This window comes from Nonlabens ulvanivorans, assembly GCF_000732625.1.
Classification (GTDB): domain Bacteria; phylum Bacteroidota; class Bacteroidia; order Flavobacteriales; family Flavobacteriaceae; genus Nonlabens; species Nonlabens ulvanivorans.
On sequence record NZ_JPJI01000023.1, the window covers coordinates 141,755 to 158,402 of the forward strand.

16 protein-coding genes are annotated in these 16,648 nt (G+C 35.4%); 3 read left to right on the plus strand and 13 right to left on the minus strand.

Annotated features, from left to right (window positions below):
• Positions 1–27: 27 nt before the first annotated feature.
• On the plus strand, positions 28–615 hold the full coding sequence (locus tag IL45_RS02925; RefSeq protein ID WP_036580140.1) for a class I SAM-dependent methyltransferase: 588 nt from the start codon (positions 28–30) through the stop codon (positions 613–615).
• 55 nt (positions 616–670) lie between these two features.
• Here the strand turns inward: IL45_RS02925 and IL45_RS02930 are convergent, their stop codons facing one another.
• The 9 genes from IL45_RS02930 to IL45_RS02970 form a co-directional block, all read right to left on the minus strand.
• On the minus strand, positions 671–2,077 hold the full coding sequence (locus IL45_RS02930) for an MBL fold metallo-hydrolase (protein WP_036580142.1): 1,407 nt from the start codon (positions 2,075–2,077) through the stop codon (positions 671–673).
• Positions 2,078–2,136: 59 nt separating this feature from the next.
• The gene (locus IL45_RS02935; protein ID WP_036580144.1) at positions 2,137–2,937 is read right to left on the minus strand and encodes a sulfite exporter TauE/SafE family protein; all 801 of its coding nucleotides are present in this window, start codon (positions 2,935–2,937) and stop codon (positions 2,137–2,139) included.
• 59 nt (positions 2,938–2,996) lie between these two features.
• On the minus strand, positions 2,997–3,623 hold the full coding sequence (locus tag IL45_RS02940; protein WP_036580146.1) for a Crp/Fnr family transcriptional regulator: 627 nt from the start codon (positions 3,621–3,623) through the stop codon (positions 2,997–2,999).
• Entirely contained in the window at positions 3,607–3,909 is a 303-nt protein-coding gene (locus IL45_RS02945) for a DUF983 domain-containing protein (protein ID WP_316930397.1), read from the minus strand. Before IL45_RS02945 ends, IL45_RS02940 begins: the two co-directional genes overlap by 17 nt.
• A gap of 201 nt (positions 3,910–4,110) precedes the next feature.
• Complete coding sequence (locus IL45_RS02950; RefSeq protein ID WP_036580150.1) at positions 4,111–5,409, minus strand: acetyl-CoA hydrolase/transferase family protein; 1,299 nt, start codon at positions 5,407–5,409, stop codon at positions 4,111–4,113.
• 73 nt (positions 5,410–5,482) lie between these two features.
• Positions 5,483–6,316 carry a universal stress protein gene (locus IL45_RS02955; protein WP_036580503.1) on the minus strand — a complete coding sequence of 278 codons (834 nt, stop codon included), beginning with the start codon at positions 6,314–6,316 and terminating at the stop codon, positions 5,483–5,485.
• Between the two features lie 100 nt (positions 6,317–6,416).
• Complete coding sequence (locus tag IL45_RS02960; RefSeq protein ID WP_036580151.1) at positions 6,417–6,881, minus strand: hypothetical protein; 465 nt, start codon at positions 6,879–6,881, stop codon at positions 6,417–6,419.
• Entirely contained in the window at positions 6,881–10,009 is a 3,129-nt protein-coding gene (locus IL45_RS02965; RefSeq protein ID WP_036580152.1) for a WD40/YVTN/BNR-like repeat-containing protein, read from the minus strand. Before IL45_RS02965 ends, IL45_RS02960 begins: the two co-directional genes overlap by 1 nt.
• 56 nt (positions 10,010–10,065) lie before the next feature.
• Positions 10,066–11,352 carry an APC family permease gene (locus IL45_RS02970; protein WP_036580154.1) on the minus strand — a complete coding sequence of 429 codons (1,287 nt, stop codon included), beginning with the start codon at positions 11,350–11,352 and terminating at the stop codon, positions 10,066–10,068.
• A gap of 234 nt (positions 11,353–11,586) precedes the next feature.
• Here IL45_RS02970 and IL45_RS02975 point away from each other — a divergent pair, with 234 nt between their 5' ends.
• A complete protein-coding gene (locus tag IL45_RS02975) occupies positions 11,587–12,126 on the plus strand; it encodes a carboxymuconolactone decarboxylase family protein (protein WP_036580156.1) in 540 nt (179 codons plus the stop codon).
• Between the two features lie 86 nt (positions 12,127–12,212).
• On the opposite strand, the gene IL45_RS02980 is transcribed toward IL45_RS02975, so the two are convergent.
• The 3 genes from IL45_RS02980 to IL45_RS02990 all read right to left on the minus strand — a co-directional run bounded on the left by IL45_RS02980 (position 12,213) and on the right by IL45_RS02990 (position 14,200).
• Positions 12,213–12,890 (minus strand): hypothetical protein, encoded by a 678-nt coding sequence (locus IL45_RS02980; RefSeq protein ID WP_036580157.1) that lies wholly within the window; start codon positions 12,888–12,890, stop codon positions 12,213–12,215.
• A gap of 142 nt (positions 12,891–13,032) precedes the next feature.
• Complete coding sequence (locus IL45_RS02985; protein ID WP_036580158.1) at positions 13,033–13,863, minus strand: helix-turn-helix domain-containing protein; 831 nt, start codon at positions 13,861–13,863, stop codon at positions 13,033–13,035.
• A 34-nt stretch (positions 13,864–13,897) separates the two neighbouring features.
• Entirely contained in the window at positions 13,898–14,200 is a 303-nt protein-coding gene (locus tag IL45_RS02990; RefSeq protein WP_036580160.1) for a rhodanese-like domain-containing protein, read from the minus strand.
• 121 nt (positions 14,201–14,321) lie between these two features.
• Here IL45_RS02990 and IL45_RS02995 point away from each other — a divergent pair, with 121 nt between their 5' ends.
• Positions 14,322–14,975: a sensor histidine kinase gene (locus IL45_RS02995; RefSeq protein WP_036580162.1), complete on the plus strand. Its 654-nt coding sequence runs from the start codon at positions 14,322–14,324 to the stop codon at positions 14,973–14,975.
• On the opposite strand, the gene IL45_RS03000 is transcribed toward IL45_RS02995, so the two are convergent.
• A complete protein-coding gene (locus IL45_RS03000) occupies positions 14,976–16,628 on the minus strand; it encodes an aromatic amino acid hydroxylase (RefSeq protein ID WP_036580163.1) in 1,653 nt (550 codons plus the stop codon).
• Positions 16,629–16,648: the final 20 nt, after the last annotated feature.

Sequence of the window (16,648 nt, forward strand, 5' to 3'; positions counted from 1 at the left end):
AAATGTTAGATTATTAAATTTACACTTATGAATTTTGAGCAAACAAATGACCTGCTAGGTGGTATTGATATTTATATTATTGACCAGATTTTAAAAAATCGTTATCATCCACAACAATCTATTTTAGATGCAGGTTGTGGTAAAGGAAGAAATTTAAAATGGTTCTATGACAATGATTTTGAGATCTATGGTAATGATGTAGATTGTGATTTTCTCGCTTTCGCGAAAGCGAAATACCCAAAGAGTAAAGCTAATTTTATAAATTCAAATCTGGATGAACTACCGTATAAGAATGGTAGTTTTGACCACGTTTTATGTTGTGCTGTATTGCATTTTGCAAAAAGTGAGAAGCAATTTACAGAAATGTTTAAAGAATTGATACGAGTATTAAAACCTGGTGGCACTCTATTAATTAGAATGGCCTCAAACATCGGGCTAGACGGTAATGCCCCAATAGTACGGTTTAAAGATAATGGACAAAAAGGGACTTATTATTTAACCAGAGAACGCATTGCTTTATTGCTTTCAGAATTTCAATTAGAATTATTAGAACCGGTAAAAACGACTAATGTGCAAGATGAACGAGCCATGACAACCTTAGTTCTATCCAAATAAAAAAAGCGACAATTTCTTGCCGCTTTCAACCAACTAACCATAATTTGATATCTTACTAAAGTGTCGATGGACAGACATAATTAGTAACCGCGATATCAGTTTCTTTAATAGCGTTAAATCCTCCTTCTACATTTATTAAATTATGTATACCTCGACTTTTTAATATCGATGCTGCAATCAGGCTTCTATAACCACCAGCGCAGTGAATGAAAAAAGTATTTCCTGGAAATGATGCTAGGTGATCATTAATGTAATCTAGTGGAGTGTTGTGAGCGTCTACTACGTGCTCTGATAAAAACTCACTTTCTTTACGTACATCAAAAACAGGTAGATGACGCTCATTTTGCTCTTCTTCAAATTGTTTTACCGTTATTGAGGTAACTTTATCATATTCCATAGCGGCTTGCTTCCATGCTTCAAATCCGCCTTTTAAATAGCCAATTGTTTGGTCAAAGCCTACTCGGGAAAGTCTTGTTAGTGTTTCTTTTTCTCGACCTTTTGTGGTAATAAGTAGTAATGGTTGTTTGACATCTGCAATTAGCGATCCTACCCATTGTGCAAAATTACCGTCTAAACCTACAAATATGGATCTAGGGATATGACCGTTTGCAAATTCTTCTTGAGATCTTACATCAAGGATGATTGCTCCAGTTTCATTTGCTGCAGCTTCAAACGCTGCTGGAGAAAGAGCTTTTGTAGCCCTATCCATAACGGTGTCTAAACTTTCATAACCTTTAATGTTCATCATTACATTTTGAGGGAAATAACCTGGTGGTGGTGTGAGACCAGTAAGAAGTGCTTTTTTAAACTCTTCTTTGCTCATTTCTTGCAATGCATAATTGGTTTTCTTCTGGTTCCCTAAAGTATCAGTAGTTTCCTTACTCATCATTTTACCACATGCTGATCCAGCGCCATGATTAGGGTACACAATTAAATCATCACTTAACGGTAAAATTTTGTTACGCAGCGAATCGTACAAGTAACCAGCTAGTTTGTCTTCTGTAAGATCTTCTACAACATGCTGAGCTAGATCAGGACGTCCTACATCTCCGATAAATAAAGTGTCTCCTGTGATAATACCGTGTTCTTTACCATCTTGATCAATTAATAAATAGGTCGTACTTTCCATAGTGTGACCAGGAGTATGGATTACTTTTATTTTATAATCACCTAACTCAAAAACCTGTTCGTCTTTTGCAATCAAAGCGTCATAGCCAGGTTGTGCCGTAGGTCCAAAAACAATTTGTGCTCCAGTCCGTTCACGTAGGTCTAGGTGACCGCTCACAAAATCGGCATGAAAATGAGTTTCAAAAACATATTTAATCTGTGCATTATCTTTTTCTGCTCTTTCAATATATGGATTCACCTCTCTTAGAGGATCAAATACCGCAGCTTCACCATTGCTTTCTATGTAATATGCAGCGTGAGCTATGCATCCCGTATAAATTTGTTCTACTTTCATAACGATTTTATTTCTGATTTAAAATTAAAAGTTCTGATCATTTAAAATGGTAACATAAGTCACATAACGAGCTCTTTGTAAATGATATATATACCCATAACTAGGACAAACCAACCAAATGCTTTTTTTAGTTTTTTACCGTCTATAAATTTATTGAGCCAGATGCCTAAAAATATTCCAATAATGGAAAGTGCGGTAAAGGGTAATAAAAAGGACCAATCTATCTCTAGGTTTTTTACATCACCTAAAAAGCCTATCAAAGATTTTATAGCAATAATAAATAGGGAAGTGGCTACTGCTTTTTTCATAGGTAGTTTTGCGAGTAGCACTAAAGCAGGAATGATTAAAAATCCGCCACCAGCGCCTACTATTCCGGTAATGGTACCGACTACTAAACCTTCTAAAATAATTAGTGGATAGTTGTAGGTTATGACGCTATCTTCATCACTTTCTTTACGATTATTACGTATCATGGAAATTGATGCTAACAGCATTATAACAGCAAAAAATAACATGATTGCCAGATTTTTAGTTATAACAATTCCGCTTACAGTAAATAATTCATCTGGTATCGCAGGTATTAAATAAGCTCTAGTTAGGTATACCGCTATGAATGCTGGAATAGCAAAAATGATAGCCGTCTTGAAGTCTACCATACCTTTCATCATATTTTTGATAGCACCTACTAATGATGTTGCACCTACTACAAAAAGAGAATATGCAGTGGCTAGAACAGGATTTAATGTAAGGGCATATACCAGAATGGGAACTGTAAGAATGGAACCACCACCACCTATAAGGCCTAGCACAAGACCTATTAAAAGCGCTCCTATAAATCCTAATATTTCTATTATTTCCATTCTATAAATATTTAGAACTCAAATATAGAAGGAGCGTCATCGCATGTTTGTAACAGATGTTACACGACTTCAATAAAACTGCGGTGTAGTTTTATCTTATTAATATTTTCCATTTTTTTAAGTAGTCGGGAGATGACAACTCTGCTGGTATGTAAATCTGCAGCAATTTCTTTATGAGTAGTATAGATATGTTTACTATTAAGAATTTTAATTTTATCGTTCAAGTAATTCTCTAAGCGCTCATCCATATTATTAAAAGCAATATTATCTACACTTTCTAAGAGCTCCATCATACGTGTATGATAACTGGTAAAGACAAAATTGCGCCAGGTCTTATATTTAGAAGACCATTCTTCCATTTTTGTAACAGGTATCATCAACAGCTTAACTGGTGTCTCGGTTACAGCATGAATCTCACTTTTAGTATTTCCTACACAGCAAGTCATAGTCATGGCACAAGTGTTACCTCTTTCTAGATGGTAGAGTAATAACTCATTGCCATCAGCATCGGGACGCATAATTTTAATGCTTCCAGAAAGTAAAAGTGGCATGGATTTAATGTACTGACCAGGCTTAATTAAATCTTGTCCAGCAGGAACTTCCATAAAAGTTGCTACGCTATTGATGTCTTCTATAAGTGCTAGCTCAAATTGTGAACCATAATATTCTTTAAGCTCTTGTATCATTTTTAACTTGTTTTGCAATCATAGGATTGTACTTAAAAAAAAGATGTGCCCATATAGCTTTAGAAACTGCACCTATGTAGGGGAAGGTTAGGGCGAGTACAGCAACTATCGCTATAAAGATAGTTAAAGGATTATCTGCAACTCCTAAAAATAATAAAATTACATACGTAGCAACAGCAAAAGCAATTCCTACTCCATAACTAACGTACATTGCACCAGTATAAAAACTAGGTTCGATACTGTATTTTAATTCACATTTAGGACATCTTTCTTTTACCTTATTCATTTTAGAAATCTGATAAGGATTTGCTTCTAGAAAATTTCCTTGACGACATTGAGGACACTTCAGAAAAAGGATACTGTATATAATAGATTTCTTAAACATCTTTTTATTTCAAAGCTACTTATTGCAGCCTCTTTTATGTGTAACATAGGTTACATAGACACTGAATTGCGTATCATAATTTCAGTACAAAAACAAGACTAATTAGCTTTGTTTAAGAAAACTACTTCCGAATCGTTCAAAGGCTTCACGATTTAATTCTTCTCTAAAATTGGGGTGTGCAATTTCAATTAAAGCCTTTGCTCGTTGTTTTAGGTTTTTACCAAAGAGATCAGCAACGCCATATTCTGTAACTACATAATGGACGTGGGCTCTCGTTGTTGTGACACCAGCACCTTGTTTTAAGTATGGTGTTATTTTAGAAATCCCTTTTGCAGTAGCTGCAGTCATTGCAAAAATAGGTTTGCCACCTTGTGAGAGTGAAGCGCCTCTTATAAAGTCCATTTGTCCACCTACACCACTATACTGTCTATTACCTATCGTGTCGGCACAAACTTGTCCTGTAAGATCAATTTCAATTGCACTGTTAATAGCTGTCACTTTTGGATTACGTCTGATTATAGCAGTGTCATTAGTATAAGCAGCCTCTTTAAAATGAACTAATGGATTATCATTTACAAAATCATATAACTTTTGAGACCCTACTGCAAAACAAGTTACTATTTTCCCAGTTTTCACTTCTTTTTCTTCACCCGTGATTACACCACTCTCTACCAGTGGTAAAATTCCATCAGAAAACATTTCAGTATGGATTCCTAATCGTTTGTGATTGCCTAGGTTGTTTAGCACCGCATTAGGGATATTTCCTATTCCCATTTGCAGGGTAGCTCCATCTTCAATTAGGTTAGCTACATTTGCTCCGATGCGCGCCTCAATGTCAGATATAATAGCCGAATTAGAAATACTTAAATGGTGTTCTCCTTCAACAGCAAAATCTATATCTCTTACATGAATAATACCGTCACCATGGGTGCGTGGCACATTAGGATTGATTTGCGCAATGACCGTTTTTGCAGTTTGTACCGCAGGTAAAGTAATGTCTACTGATGTGCCTAAGGAACAATATCCATGTACATCAGGCGGCGAGACCTGTATGAAAGCTACATCAATAGGTAAAATATTTCTTCTAAAAAGTAAGTGTATCTCGCTTAAGAAAATCGGAATATAATCTCCATTTCCACCATTTACAGCTCCACGTACATTGCCGCCCACAAAGCAACTGTTTATGTTAAAACTATCGCGATAGGGCGATTGAGTATATAAGGTATTACCTTCTGTATGAACTTGTATAATTTCAACATCATTTAATTCTTTATATCGATGACATAATGCATCAATTAAAAGATTAGGTGTCATAGCGGCTCCTTGAAAAAATAAGCGTTGACCTGATGAAATATTTTTTACAGCTTCTGCTGGTGTAATAATGTTTAGTCCCATAGTCATGGTAGTCGTAAAACGAGAAATATCTTATAATGTTTATGGATTGTATTTAATACGCTTTCGCGAAAGCGTATATCTACATTTTAACAGTAAGCACAGGCATCACAGCATGATTTGCGATGTCTTCACTAATGCTGCCTTGCAACAAATGCGATATCCCAGTGCGACCATGTGTAGGAATTGCTATAATATCTGTACCGGATAAGGAAGCAAAGTTCATTACACCTTGTTCAACAGTGTAATCTGCATAACGATTTACCGTGCTTATGGCTTTAACAGGATCTGGATGCTTAACTTCTTTAAAAAAGGTAAGTAAGGTTTCATCCATTTCATTAGTGCTTTTAAATTGTTTGCCTGGTAGATTTACGTATAAGAACTCGATACGTGCATTAAACATGGTAGCTATTTCTACCATTCTATGATAAGCTTTTATCGTTTCAGTATTGAAATCACTCACATATAATAAACGCTCTGGAGCAAAGTTGATTTCATTATTTTTCACGACCAGTACTGGTGTTTCAGAATAACGAACTACTTTTTCTGTATTACTTCCTTTAATAATTTCAGTCAGGCCTTTACTACCATGAGATCCCATAATAATTAGAGCGGCGTCAATTTCCTTTGCTAAATCATTAATGCTTTCAAAATCTAAATGCTTTTGTAAAATAGGTTCTACAAGGACATCTTTTAAATAAGGCTCTTTAATAAGTTCTTCAAACTTACCACCGATATACTTACTGTAGAAGATAGCTTGTTCAAAACTATTATTCTTATCATTAAGTCCTTCTTCAAGACCTGCCATATGTATCAATACCAGCTTTGCTTTGATACGTTTTGCTATAGTAGCACCTACTTCTAGAGCTTTATGACTGGTTTTTGAAAAGTCGATGGGTATTAGAATGGTTTTCATTGTTAATAGGTTAATTGGTTTAACAATGCCAAAATTAATCACCTATCCAACTCTAAAATATGACAACCATCAGCTTTTAAAAATTATTGTGTTATCAAGTCTATGATAAACCTAGTAATGAGTAATCAAAACCACTTACTGGTTTCTTTGCTTTTTTCAATACCCATAAACCTTCTGCAGGTGGTATCTCTAGATCAAGATGAGAATCTAGCTCGTTTTCCATAAACCATAGACCGTTTATAGCTTTTTTCTTTGGGTTGAATGTGCCATTATAAGTAATCTCAAATACATGGCCTATTTCTTCAGTGCTAAACCCATCTTCTAATATGACATCGTTGTTGGTATACTGAACTGTAAATGATACTAAGTCTTTTTCCCAAAACCCAGTAAAATTTACTGTTCTGCCAGTTGAAAAAGGTCCTTTTTCTTCAGTCTGATGTCCGGTTATAATGCCGTCTTTAAATTCCATTTCAGTAAATAGCCTGACTCTTTCTCCAAAGAAAGGAAGATCAAATCCTAATCCATAGATAAAATAACCTTCCCAATAACCGCTTAATTCCTCCATTATTTTTTCTCTTTCTCAATCACGAGATACTCTAAATTCAATGCGTTAAACTGCTCGTTGAATTTTTTAATATCGGATTGTAAAACTTGGTCAAAAATAGCCAGTTGCTTTTCAATCTCAGCAGTTAATTCATCTTTAACTTCTATACTTTGTGAAGTAGGAGCAAAGTCACCTATTTGTGCCAGACTATTTAAATGAGCTAGTTTATTAGTTAATCTAATAGGGAAATTTAAAGGATCTTGACCACTTCGATTTTTAGTTTGATAAAGTGCTTTTTCTACCTCGCTAAATTTCTTTTTCATCTCCTTAGACATTGCAATCATATCTTTAACACCTTGTTCTTCTCTATCTCCATACAACGCTTCAAAAGCACTTAGTTTTTTATTGAATGCACGTATGTTTTTAATTGATTTGTGAGCTTTGTCTACAGTAGCGTTTACTTCATTTACATAATTAAATTGCGCCAGCATGTCTGCATCGCTAGCCTCGCTATTAGGAGCAGATATAATAGTGATAGGTTGTGATTCCTTTTTACCATTTACTGATAATTCTACTTTGTAAGATCCAGGTACGGCCTTAGGTCCAGACATATTTGCCCACCATAAAATCATACCTGGTAGTTTTTCTGCTCCATCATAAACCGTATTCCAATTGAGAGAGTTGGCACCTTCTTTTACTTTTAATTTGTTCTTTTTATCATAGTTAGCATAGGATTTAATCAACTCGTTTTTAGAGTCATAAAAAGAAAGTGATATACTATCTTTTTCTTTCAACGTCGGAATATAAAAATGTACTTGTACTCCTGCCGGATGATTTGCTCCTGCGGTAAGTGAACCTGCACGACCATTTCCTGCCATACGGTAAGAGGTTTTAGGTTTGAAAAGTTTGTTTTCGTCTTGCTTTTGCGAAAGCGAACTAGAAAAAGCTTCTCTCACTAATCCTAGATCATCATGTATCCATAAACTTCTACCTTGTGTCGCGATAATTAGATTGTTATCCTTTACAGCTAGATCTGTAACTGGTACGATAGGTAAATTCATCTGGAATGATTTCCATGATTTTCCATCGTCGGTAGAAATGTATAAACCAGTTTCTGTTCCTGCATACAGCATTCCTTGTACTTGATCATCTTCTCTTACAACTCTAGAAAAATGCTCTGATGGGATGCCATCTGTTATTTTTTTCCATGATTTACCATAATCTGTAGTTCTGTATAAGTAAGGTGTGAAATCGCCTAATTTATAACGTGTAGCAGCGACATAACAAGTTGCCGCGTCATAACGGCTAGGTTCTATACTGTTAATTTGTGCCCATTCTGGTAATCCCTTAGGTGTAATGTTACTCCAGTTTTTACCGCCATCTTTAGAGAGATGTATGAGTCCATCGTCGCTACCTATCCATAACTCACCAGCTTTCAAAGGAGATTCTGCCGCGGCAAAAATGGTACAGTAATACTCTACACTTGTGTTATCTTGAGTAATCGGTCCACCGCTAGAAACTAGTTTTGTTGGATCGTTTCTAGTTAAATCAGGTGAGATAGTTTCCCAACTCTGACCTTCATTAGTAGTTACGTGAACATTATTAGAAAATGCATATAGTTTATTAGGCTCGTGTTGCGAGAACAGAATAGGGAAATTCCACTGAAAGCGGTATTTCATTCCTTCGGCACCATGTCCCATAGGGTTATCTGGCCATACATTAATCGCTCGTTGTGATTTAGTCTTGTGATTGTAACGAGTTAAATAACCACCATAACTACCACCATAAACAATGTCGTTGTCTTTAGGGTCTACAGCAATATGCGCACTCTCGCCACCTGCAGTTCCTTCCCAATCGTTATCTGTAATACTACGTCCAGTGGTGCGATGAGGTATTCTTATCGTCCCGTTATCTTGTTGTGCTACGTAGATTCTATAAGGGAAAGAGTTATCTGTAGTCACACGGTAATATTGTGCTGTAGGCTGATTGTGATACGTACTCCATGTCTCACCACCGTCATAAGTGATTTGTGCGCCACCGTCATCTCCCATAATCATACGGTCAGAATCTTCTGGTGCGATCCATAAATCGTGATGATCACCATGTGGTGCTCTCGCGCTAGAAAAGTTTTTACCACCATCGGTACTTTTATGATAGTTGACATTAACGACATAAACTTTATCGACATCTTTTGTGTCTGCATAAATACGTGTATAATACCAGGCACGTTGTCTTAAACTGCGATCACTGTTTGTCTTTTTCCATGTTAAACCTGCATCATCACTGCGGTACAATCCGCCTTGATCTTTATTTTCTACGATGGCATATAATCTGTCGGAATCTACAGGTGAGACTGTAATTCCCATAATTCCTAAAGTTCCTTTTGCAAAACCTTCATTTTTTGAGATCTCTTTCCACGTTTCTCCATAATCAGTACTTTTCCATATAGCACTACCATCGCCACCACTAGATAGACTGTATGGTGTACGTTGTAATCTCCAGGTGCTTGCATACAATACACGTGGATTACTAGGGTCTATGATTAAATCTACCGCACCGGCTAGATCATTAGTAAATAGTTTTTTACTCCATGTTTTACCACCATCGGTACTTTTATAAACGCCACGGTCTGCGGTAGGCTTATAGATATTACCTAATACGGCGGCATAAACGGTATTATGATCGTTAGGATCTATAACTATTCTAGGTACGTGACGGCTTTTAGGTAATCCAGCCTCAGTCCATGTTTTACCGGCATCTTCTGTTTTCCATATGCCATAGCCGCTGGAAACATTACCACGCACCGTTTTCTCGCCACCACCTACATAAATTACGTTATGATCGCTAGGCGCAACAGTTACGGCACCTATAGAACCACCAAAAAATCCATCAGAAATATTAGCCCAGGTACGTCCACCATCTAAAGTCTTCCAAACACCACCACCTGTACTACCGAAATAGAAAAGATTAGGTTTTCCGGGAACTCCGGTAACCGCAGCACTACGTCCACCACGGAATGGTCCCAAGAGTCTAAATTTCTTCGATTCATAGAACTTCTGTTCTTCTGGTGATTCTGGTAATTGTTGTGATTCCGCTTTCGCGAAAGCGAGAACGACAAATACAAATAGGATATAGTACAACTTATTCATGGTAGGAAAATTTACCTTAAATATAAGCTGAGAATTGATATCTACAAGTTGGTAGTTTAAGAAGTTGGTTTTTCTGTTCTTTTATACCAGTATTCCATTATAAAACAAGCTGCTATTATAGAAGCAATAATAATAACACCAGATAAACTGCCTTGTGATTGTTCGATAACAAGCATGACAAATGCTACCACGCATAAAATGGTACCTAATAGCGTTATTATTTTATTTGCACCTAGTTTTTTATGTTGTTTAAAAGCGATATAATTTACTACAGCAAATAATAATAAGAAACCAGCACTACCAGAGGTTGATATGCTTTCTAGTGGTGCAAGATTAGCAAGAAGTAAAGTAGCCACTGCGATAATTAAAAGCCCAATAGGGTGATTCCAGAATTTAAAGGTGAGATCATGTGGCAACTCATCATCTTCTGCTACTTTATAACTTACACGAGCACCGCCGTAAAGTGTTGCGTTTATAGCTGAAAACGTAGAAATCAAGGCTGCAATAGTCATGATGGTAAATCCAGCCTGTCCCAAAGTAGGTTTTGCCACCTCGGATAACACATAATCCTTAGCTTCTTTAATTTGATCAAAGGGCAAGGATCCTACGGTAATAATTGCGATGGTTATATATAGAGCTACTACAAAAAGTACCGAAATCATATAAGCTCTAGGAATGTTCTTTTCTGGATCTTTTAAGTCCGATACGGCATTTGCAATGAGTTCAAAACCTTCATAGGCAACAAAAATGACCATACCACCAGTGATGATTTGAAACGTGCCTTCCCAATTAGAAGGGTCTAGTTGTTCTAGATTTGCACTGGAATTCATACCGTACATGCCTACTGCTATAAAACCAAGCAATATGATAAGCTTTATGATTACCGCATAACTTTCTATTGCGCTTACCAGCTTTGCACTAGCATAATTAATTATAGTGGCGATAATCACTACAGCACTTATAGATATATGGGTGTCTATACTGGTGTCACCTGTGATGGTAATTAAATTGGGCGCATAAGAGCCAAATGCACTAGCGTAAAGCGCCAACATGATGATGTAACTTATCCAGAGCAGGTTGTTAAGTCCGCCGCTTATAACTCCTTTACCAAAACCTTCGTTAATAAAACGTACTGTACCACCGGTGTCTGGATAGGCTAGAGATAATTTAGAATAACTATAGGCTGTGAATATGGCTATGATACCTGCGATAAGAAATGCTACAGGCGTGGCACCTTTAGCTAGTGATATAGCTAGACCTAGTACGGCAAAGATTCCACCGCCTACCATACCACCAATACCTATAGCTATGGCGCCTTTAAGATCTATTTGTTTATCGCTCATTAAAATGTTACTTAAAGTTTTAAAAATAAGAAAAGCACTCCTACTTGATAGAAGCTACCAATATACAAATAGAAAAAGTCCGTTTGATATAGATTTTAATTGCTTTATTAATAGTTAAGGGAATAATAGAACAGTACTAGGGAAAGGCACACATTTTTAGAGGCTATTTACGGTCGCATCTTTGTAGTGTCCTAAGGGATAAGAAAATAATAATAATTTTAATTATATAATATTATGGCAACATTTAATGTACCACAGAGAAGTGAAGTAAACGAAGTGAATCAAGGAATCTTTGATAACCTAGAAAAGCAATTAGGCTTTGTGCCTAATTTATATGCAACCTATGCATTATCAAATAACGCATTAAATAATTACCTTTCTTTATCTGGTGCTAAAACCTCTTTAAATAATAAAGAAAAAGAAGTGGTAAATCTTGCAGTAAGTGAGGTTAATGGATGTGATTACTGTCTTGCAGCACATACTGCGATAGCACAAATGAATGGTTTTACTCAAGAGCAAACTCTGGAATTAAGAGCTGGTAAAGCATCTTTTCAGACTAGTTATAATGCTCTTGCAGGTCTAGCAAAAAACATTACAGAGAATAGAGGTAGAGCAGATAAAGCTGTAGTAGATTCTTTTCTAGCAGCAGGTTATACTCAAGAAAATCTAGTAGATACTATAGTTTTAGTAGGTGATAAAACCATCTCAAACTATTTACATAATACCACTCAAGTTCCTGTAGACTTTCCTGCGGTAGAGCCATTAGGAGCTTAATTAGATAAGTAAATAAAGAATTAGTTTTTTATAGTTGGTTGGTTGAAACAGGTCTATCTTATAGAAGATAGGCCTGTTTTTTTTATTTAATCTTCAATGAAGCCTAAACTTCCTTCATAATGACCAGAAATGAATTCGCCAGATGTATTTACAAATGTATAATCAACATCGATAGTGCTGTTAGAAGGATTTGTGCTGTCTATGTTAATGGTGTTTATGGTAACCGTATGGCCTAAAGTTGCCGGCTCATGTAAAGTACCGACGCTAGCATCTCCATTTCCAAATTCGTAAGAGGTCCCGTCTATAGTAAAGAAGTACGCTGGTACTAGTGAATTTACTTGGAAATCATGAATGATATTACTGTCGTTAGTACTTGCTACATAAGTGTTGTTTGCGGTAGGTGGAATACCTGTTTGTAAATCTGGATGAGTAGCAACATCTACTTTTAGACCCGCAAAATTTGTTGTATTGGTAGATAATAAGATTTCATCTCCACCTACAACGGTATGTTGATCTCTATCTATCAATCTTCCATTTAAAAAGTAAAAAGAATAATAATCTGGTGCTAGTGGGAAAGCATCATCATTATCATCATCGATTTCAATATACATGTTAGTAGTTTCATAAAAAGTGCTGGTGCCATTGTTTTGAACTACTGTGAAACCATTAAGTGGGGTTCCAGATGGATTTTGCATATCATCATTACCATCACAACTAATTGCAGTGATTGCTAACGCTAATAAAAGAATTTTTAAAGTTTTCATGTTACATTAAGTTATTAATTGTGACAATATTAGATGCCACAACTATAACTGAAAACAAGTATTCTATTTAAGCAGCAGTTGACTCGATGAATTCCTGCCTTCAATCGATAATCATTTTTTTACTAATGAACAGACTTTATGATTACTTCTTTCTATAGGCTAACGGACTCATACCTACTTGTGTTTTAAAGAATTTTGAAAAGTGACTAGGTTCTTTATATCCTAATTCATAAGCTATTTCTTCAGCACTTTTGTCTGAGTAGAGTAATAATCTTTTAGCTTCGGCAGCGATACGCTCATTAATTATTTTTAAAGGTGATTTTACATCATGTTTTTTAAAAAAATTAGATAGGGTTTTAGGAGATTTAAAGAGTAAATCTGCATAGTCTGATACTTGATGTTTTACTTTATAATGTTGCTCTACGAGTATATTAAATTTTCTAATTAAGTCTACTTGTTTAACAGATAGGCTAGCTTGATTACTATCTTGTTTAATTAATCGAGTAGAGGTGATCAACATCCTTTTTAAAAGTGTGCGCAACATTTCACCTTGAATATGATCTCTTGTTTCAAATTCTTCTTGAAATAAAACTAACATAGCGTTAAAACTGGCTTGCTCTTTTATAGATAGATTAATGATAGGAGCGTTTGAAGATCCATAGAAAAGCATTCCCATACAAGAAACTTCTGGATCATTGTGTTGGATACAATAAAATTCTCTGTTGAATACAAATGCAATTAGACCATAATTATCCTTAGGAATGTCTACTATGTTAACAGGTGTGCAAAATAGAACCTGATTCTTTTTAAGAACCACATCATACCCATCAACTACTAATCGTTCTTCACCATCTGTACACCAGACAATTTTGTAAAGCCCTTTTTCTTGAAGTAGTTGTAATGACGGTCCACATTGAAAGCTTGTAATGGTAAACCTTCCGTTATCTTTTATGCTATGGTGATCTAATTTCATGATTTAAAAGTAGGAAGAATATATAACTAAAGTATCACGGTTTTAAATGTTTTCTCATAGTACCTATACCGCCTGCGTTTATGACTTTAAAACCATTAGCTTTCAATTTGTTTGCTGCCATATTACTACGTCCGCCCATAGCACAATACACAATAACAGGCTTTTCTTTGTCAAGGCTTTTCATGTTTTGATCAATTACTTGCACAGGTATGTTTTTAGAACCTTTTATATGGTTGCTATTAAATTCAGAGGCAGTGCGCACGTCTAGTAATTGTGCGCCTTCCTCTAGATATTTTTTGATAATTTCTTTCTTCTTACTCTTAAATAATCCGAACATGTTTTTCTTTCTTAAGACGTTTCTTTTTGAATTACTTACCTGCAAAGTAGTAAATTGATTTTTAATATGTTTTCGCAACAGCGTTATTATTTGATATAATTTTTATACTTACTTTAGAATCATGGAAGAATTTTTGGGATTAATCAGTATTGGTATTCTAGTAGGTTTAATTGTTATTTATTATTTATCTGAGATAGATAGAAAACAACAAAATAAATCACTGGATAGTAAACGTAAACGAATATCTAGATTACAAAACCAACGTGATAAAATTTTGCAACAACTAAACCAGAAGCTACCAGAAAAAACTAAAATTAAAGATGAGATTATTGCTTTAATTTATCAATTTGCTGCTAGTAAGAATCTCTATACTTTAAAAGATATCGAATTAGCCACAAAACAAATACAAAACCACTACTCAAAAAATCTAGAGACTACATCTACGTTTAAAATTAATTTTCCTGAAAAGGAAATGTTAAGTTTTGAACCTCAAGAATCATTGATGCTATTAACTATAATAAATGAAGGGCTACATAATGCAGCCCTATATTCAAATGCAAATTTCATTTTTAGCATTGCGTCTATTGAGGATGAAAGATTACATCTTATCACACATGATAATGGGGTAGGATATAATCGCATAGAAATTCATGATGGTAATGGTATAAAAACTATTTTAAAAGCAACTAGTGACTTAAAAGGAGATTTAAAACTAACAAGTACTATAGGAAATGGCACTGTAGTTAATGTTCAGATACCTATTGATAATTTTTAATTAACCTATTAACTCATCAATCTCCTCAACAAGCAACCATTGTTCAGGATATTCATTTTCAACTTGAGATTTTAACTTCTCAAGTAAAGGTTTGTTGATTTTATTTTCTTCTCTATAATTGCGTACTTTCTCGTATAAACCTTGAATGGTAATCTCTCTTTTTGAGAAAACCGGTTTTATTGTTTTAGTATCACTTTCATGAAACACAAGATCAAAACTGTAATAATCTGCGGGACCTGCATAAGCACTTACTATTTCTTTACCTACTGCTAGGTTAAGCATTCCATTCTCTGGCGAGAAAAGAATTTCATCTTTATATGTCACCGTACAATCTGTAAACTGTATCAACATTAACTTACCATTTAAATTACGTTGTCCAGTCACGTTTAATCCTTCTACCTTAATACCGCTTTCATAAGTAAACTCGATACGTTCATTATCATAAAAATTATAAGCTTGTAAATCACGTGGTCCCATATCCTCAATAGCTAGATTGATACCTTTAAGTTTCCCGAGGGGACTTAAAAAGCCGTTTTTGTGAGTGCTTCTTCCATGACCTATTAGTTCTTTTTCACGATAAGCGAGTGCACTTTCACCAGTGGTTTCAAAGAAAACTACCTCGTTGTCATCGTTAGTTATCATACGGGTGAAGTGACCACTTATTTGTAATCCAGTACTTAATTCTATTGTCCCTAGAGATTTTGAATTAATTAATTTCTGTAAACCTCTATGTCCGCCTTTACGCACTGCCATAGTGTTTGCGAATTCTTCTAATACCTCGCTCAATGTCGCAAAATTAGGTGTTACATAAAGATGAGGTTGCTTGCGCGTGATATCAAAATCTTGATAAGCCGCATCAATAGTATACGGTCTTTTTTCTACCACAGGTTCTAGACAGCTTTTACTTTCACCTAAACTAGATAATAATCCGGCACCATAAAGTTTTGGATTGTCTAGCGTACCTACCAGACCGTATTCTACCGTCCACCAGTGCAAGTTCCTGATTAAAGACATTTCACTAGGTTCTACATCTTTGTTTTGAAGGCGCTCAATATTTGCCTCAGCAGCTGCGATTTCTTTGTCTAGTTCTGGATTTTGTTTTTCGCTACGTGTTTCTTTAAGGATGGAGATTTTGCGTACGGCTTCATACATCTCATGATCGTGTGCGCTAGAAATCGCCTTGCTACCTATCTCTCCAAAACGTCTTAAATATTCTGCATAATCTGGACTAGCTATAATAGGCGCGTGCCCTGCAGCTTCATGTATAATATCTGGAGCTGGCGTATATTCGATATTATCCAATTTTCTAATATCGGCAGCAATTACTAAAATTTTATATGCCTGAAACTCCATAAACGCAGCTGGCGGAATAAATCCGTCAACAGCCACAGCAGCCCAGCCTATTTCTTTAAGAATGCGATTCATTCCATACATTGATGGAATGTTATCTATAGAAATACCAGTTTTTTTTAAACCATCTAGATAGGATCCATGTGCAACTTTACTTAAAAAATCTACATTTTTTCTCATGACATGACGCCATACTGCCTGATCTTGATAAGTATAAAGCTCATAGTTCTGTGGCTTTATAAACTGTTTCAAGTGTGGCGGTAATCTCTCTAAGAGTGGATTAATTTCTATATTCTCTAGCATTATCGTAGGGTAAAGTTCAA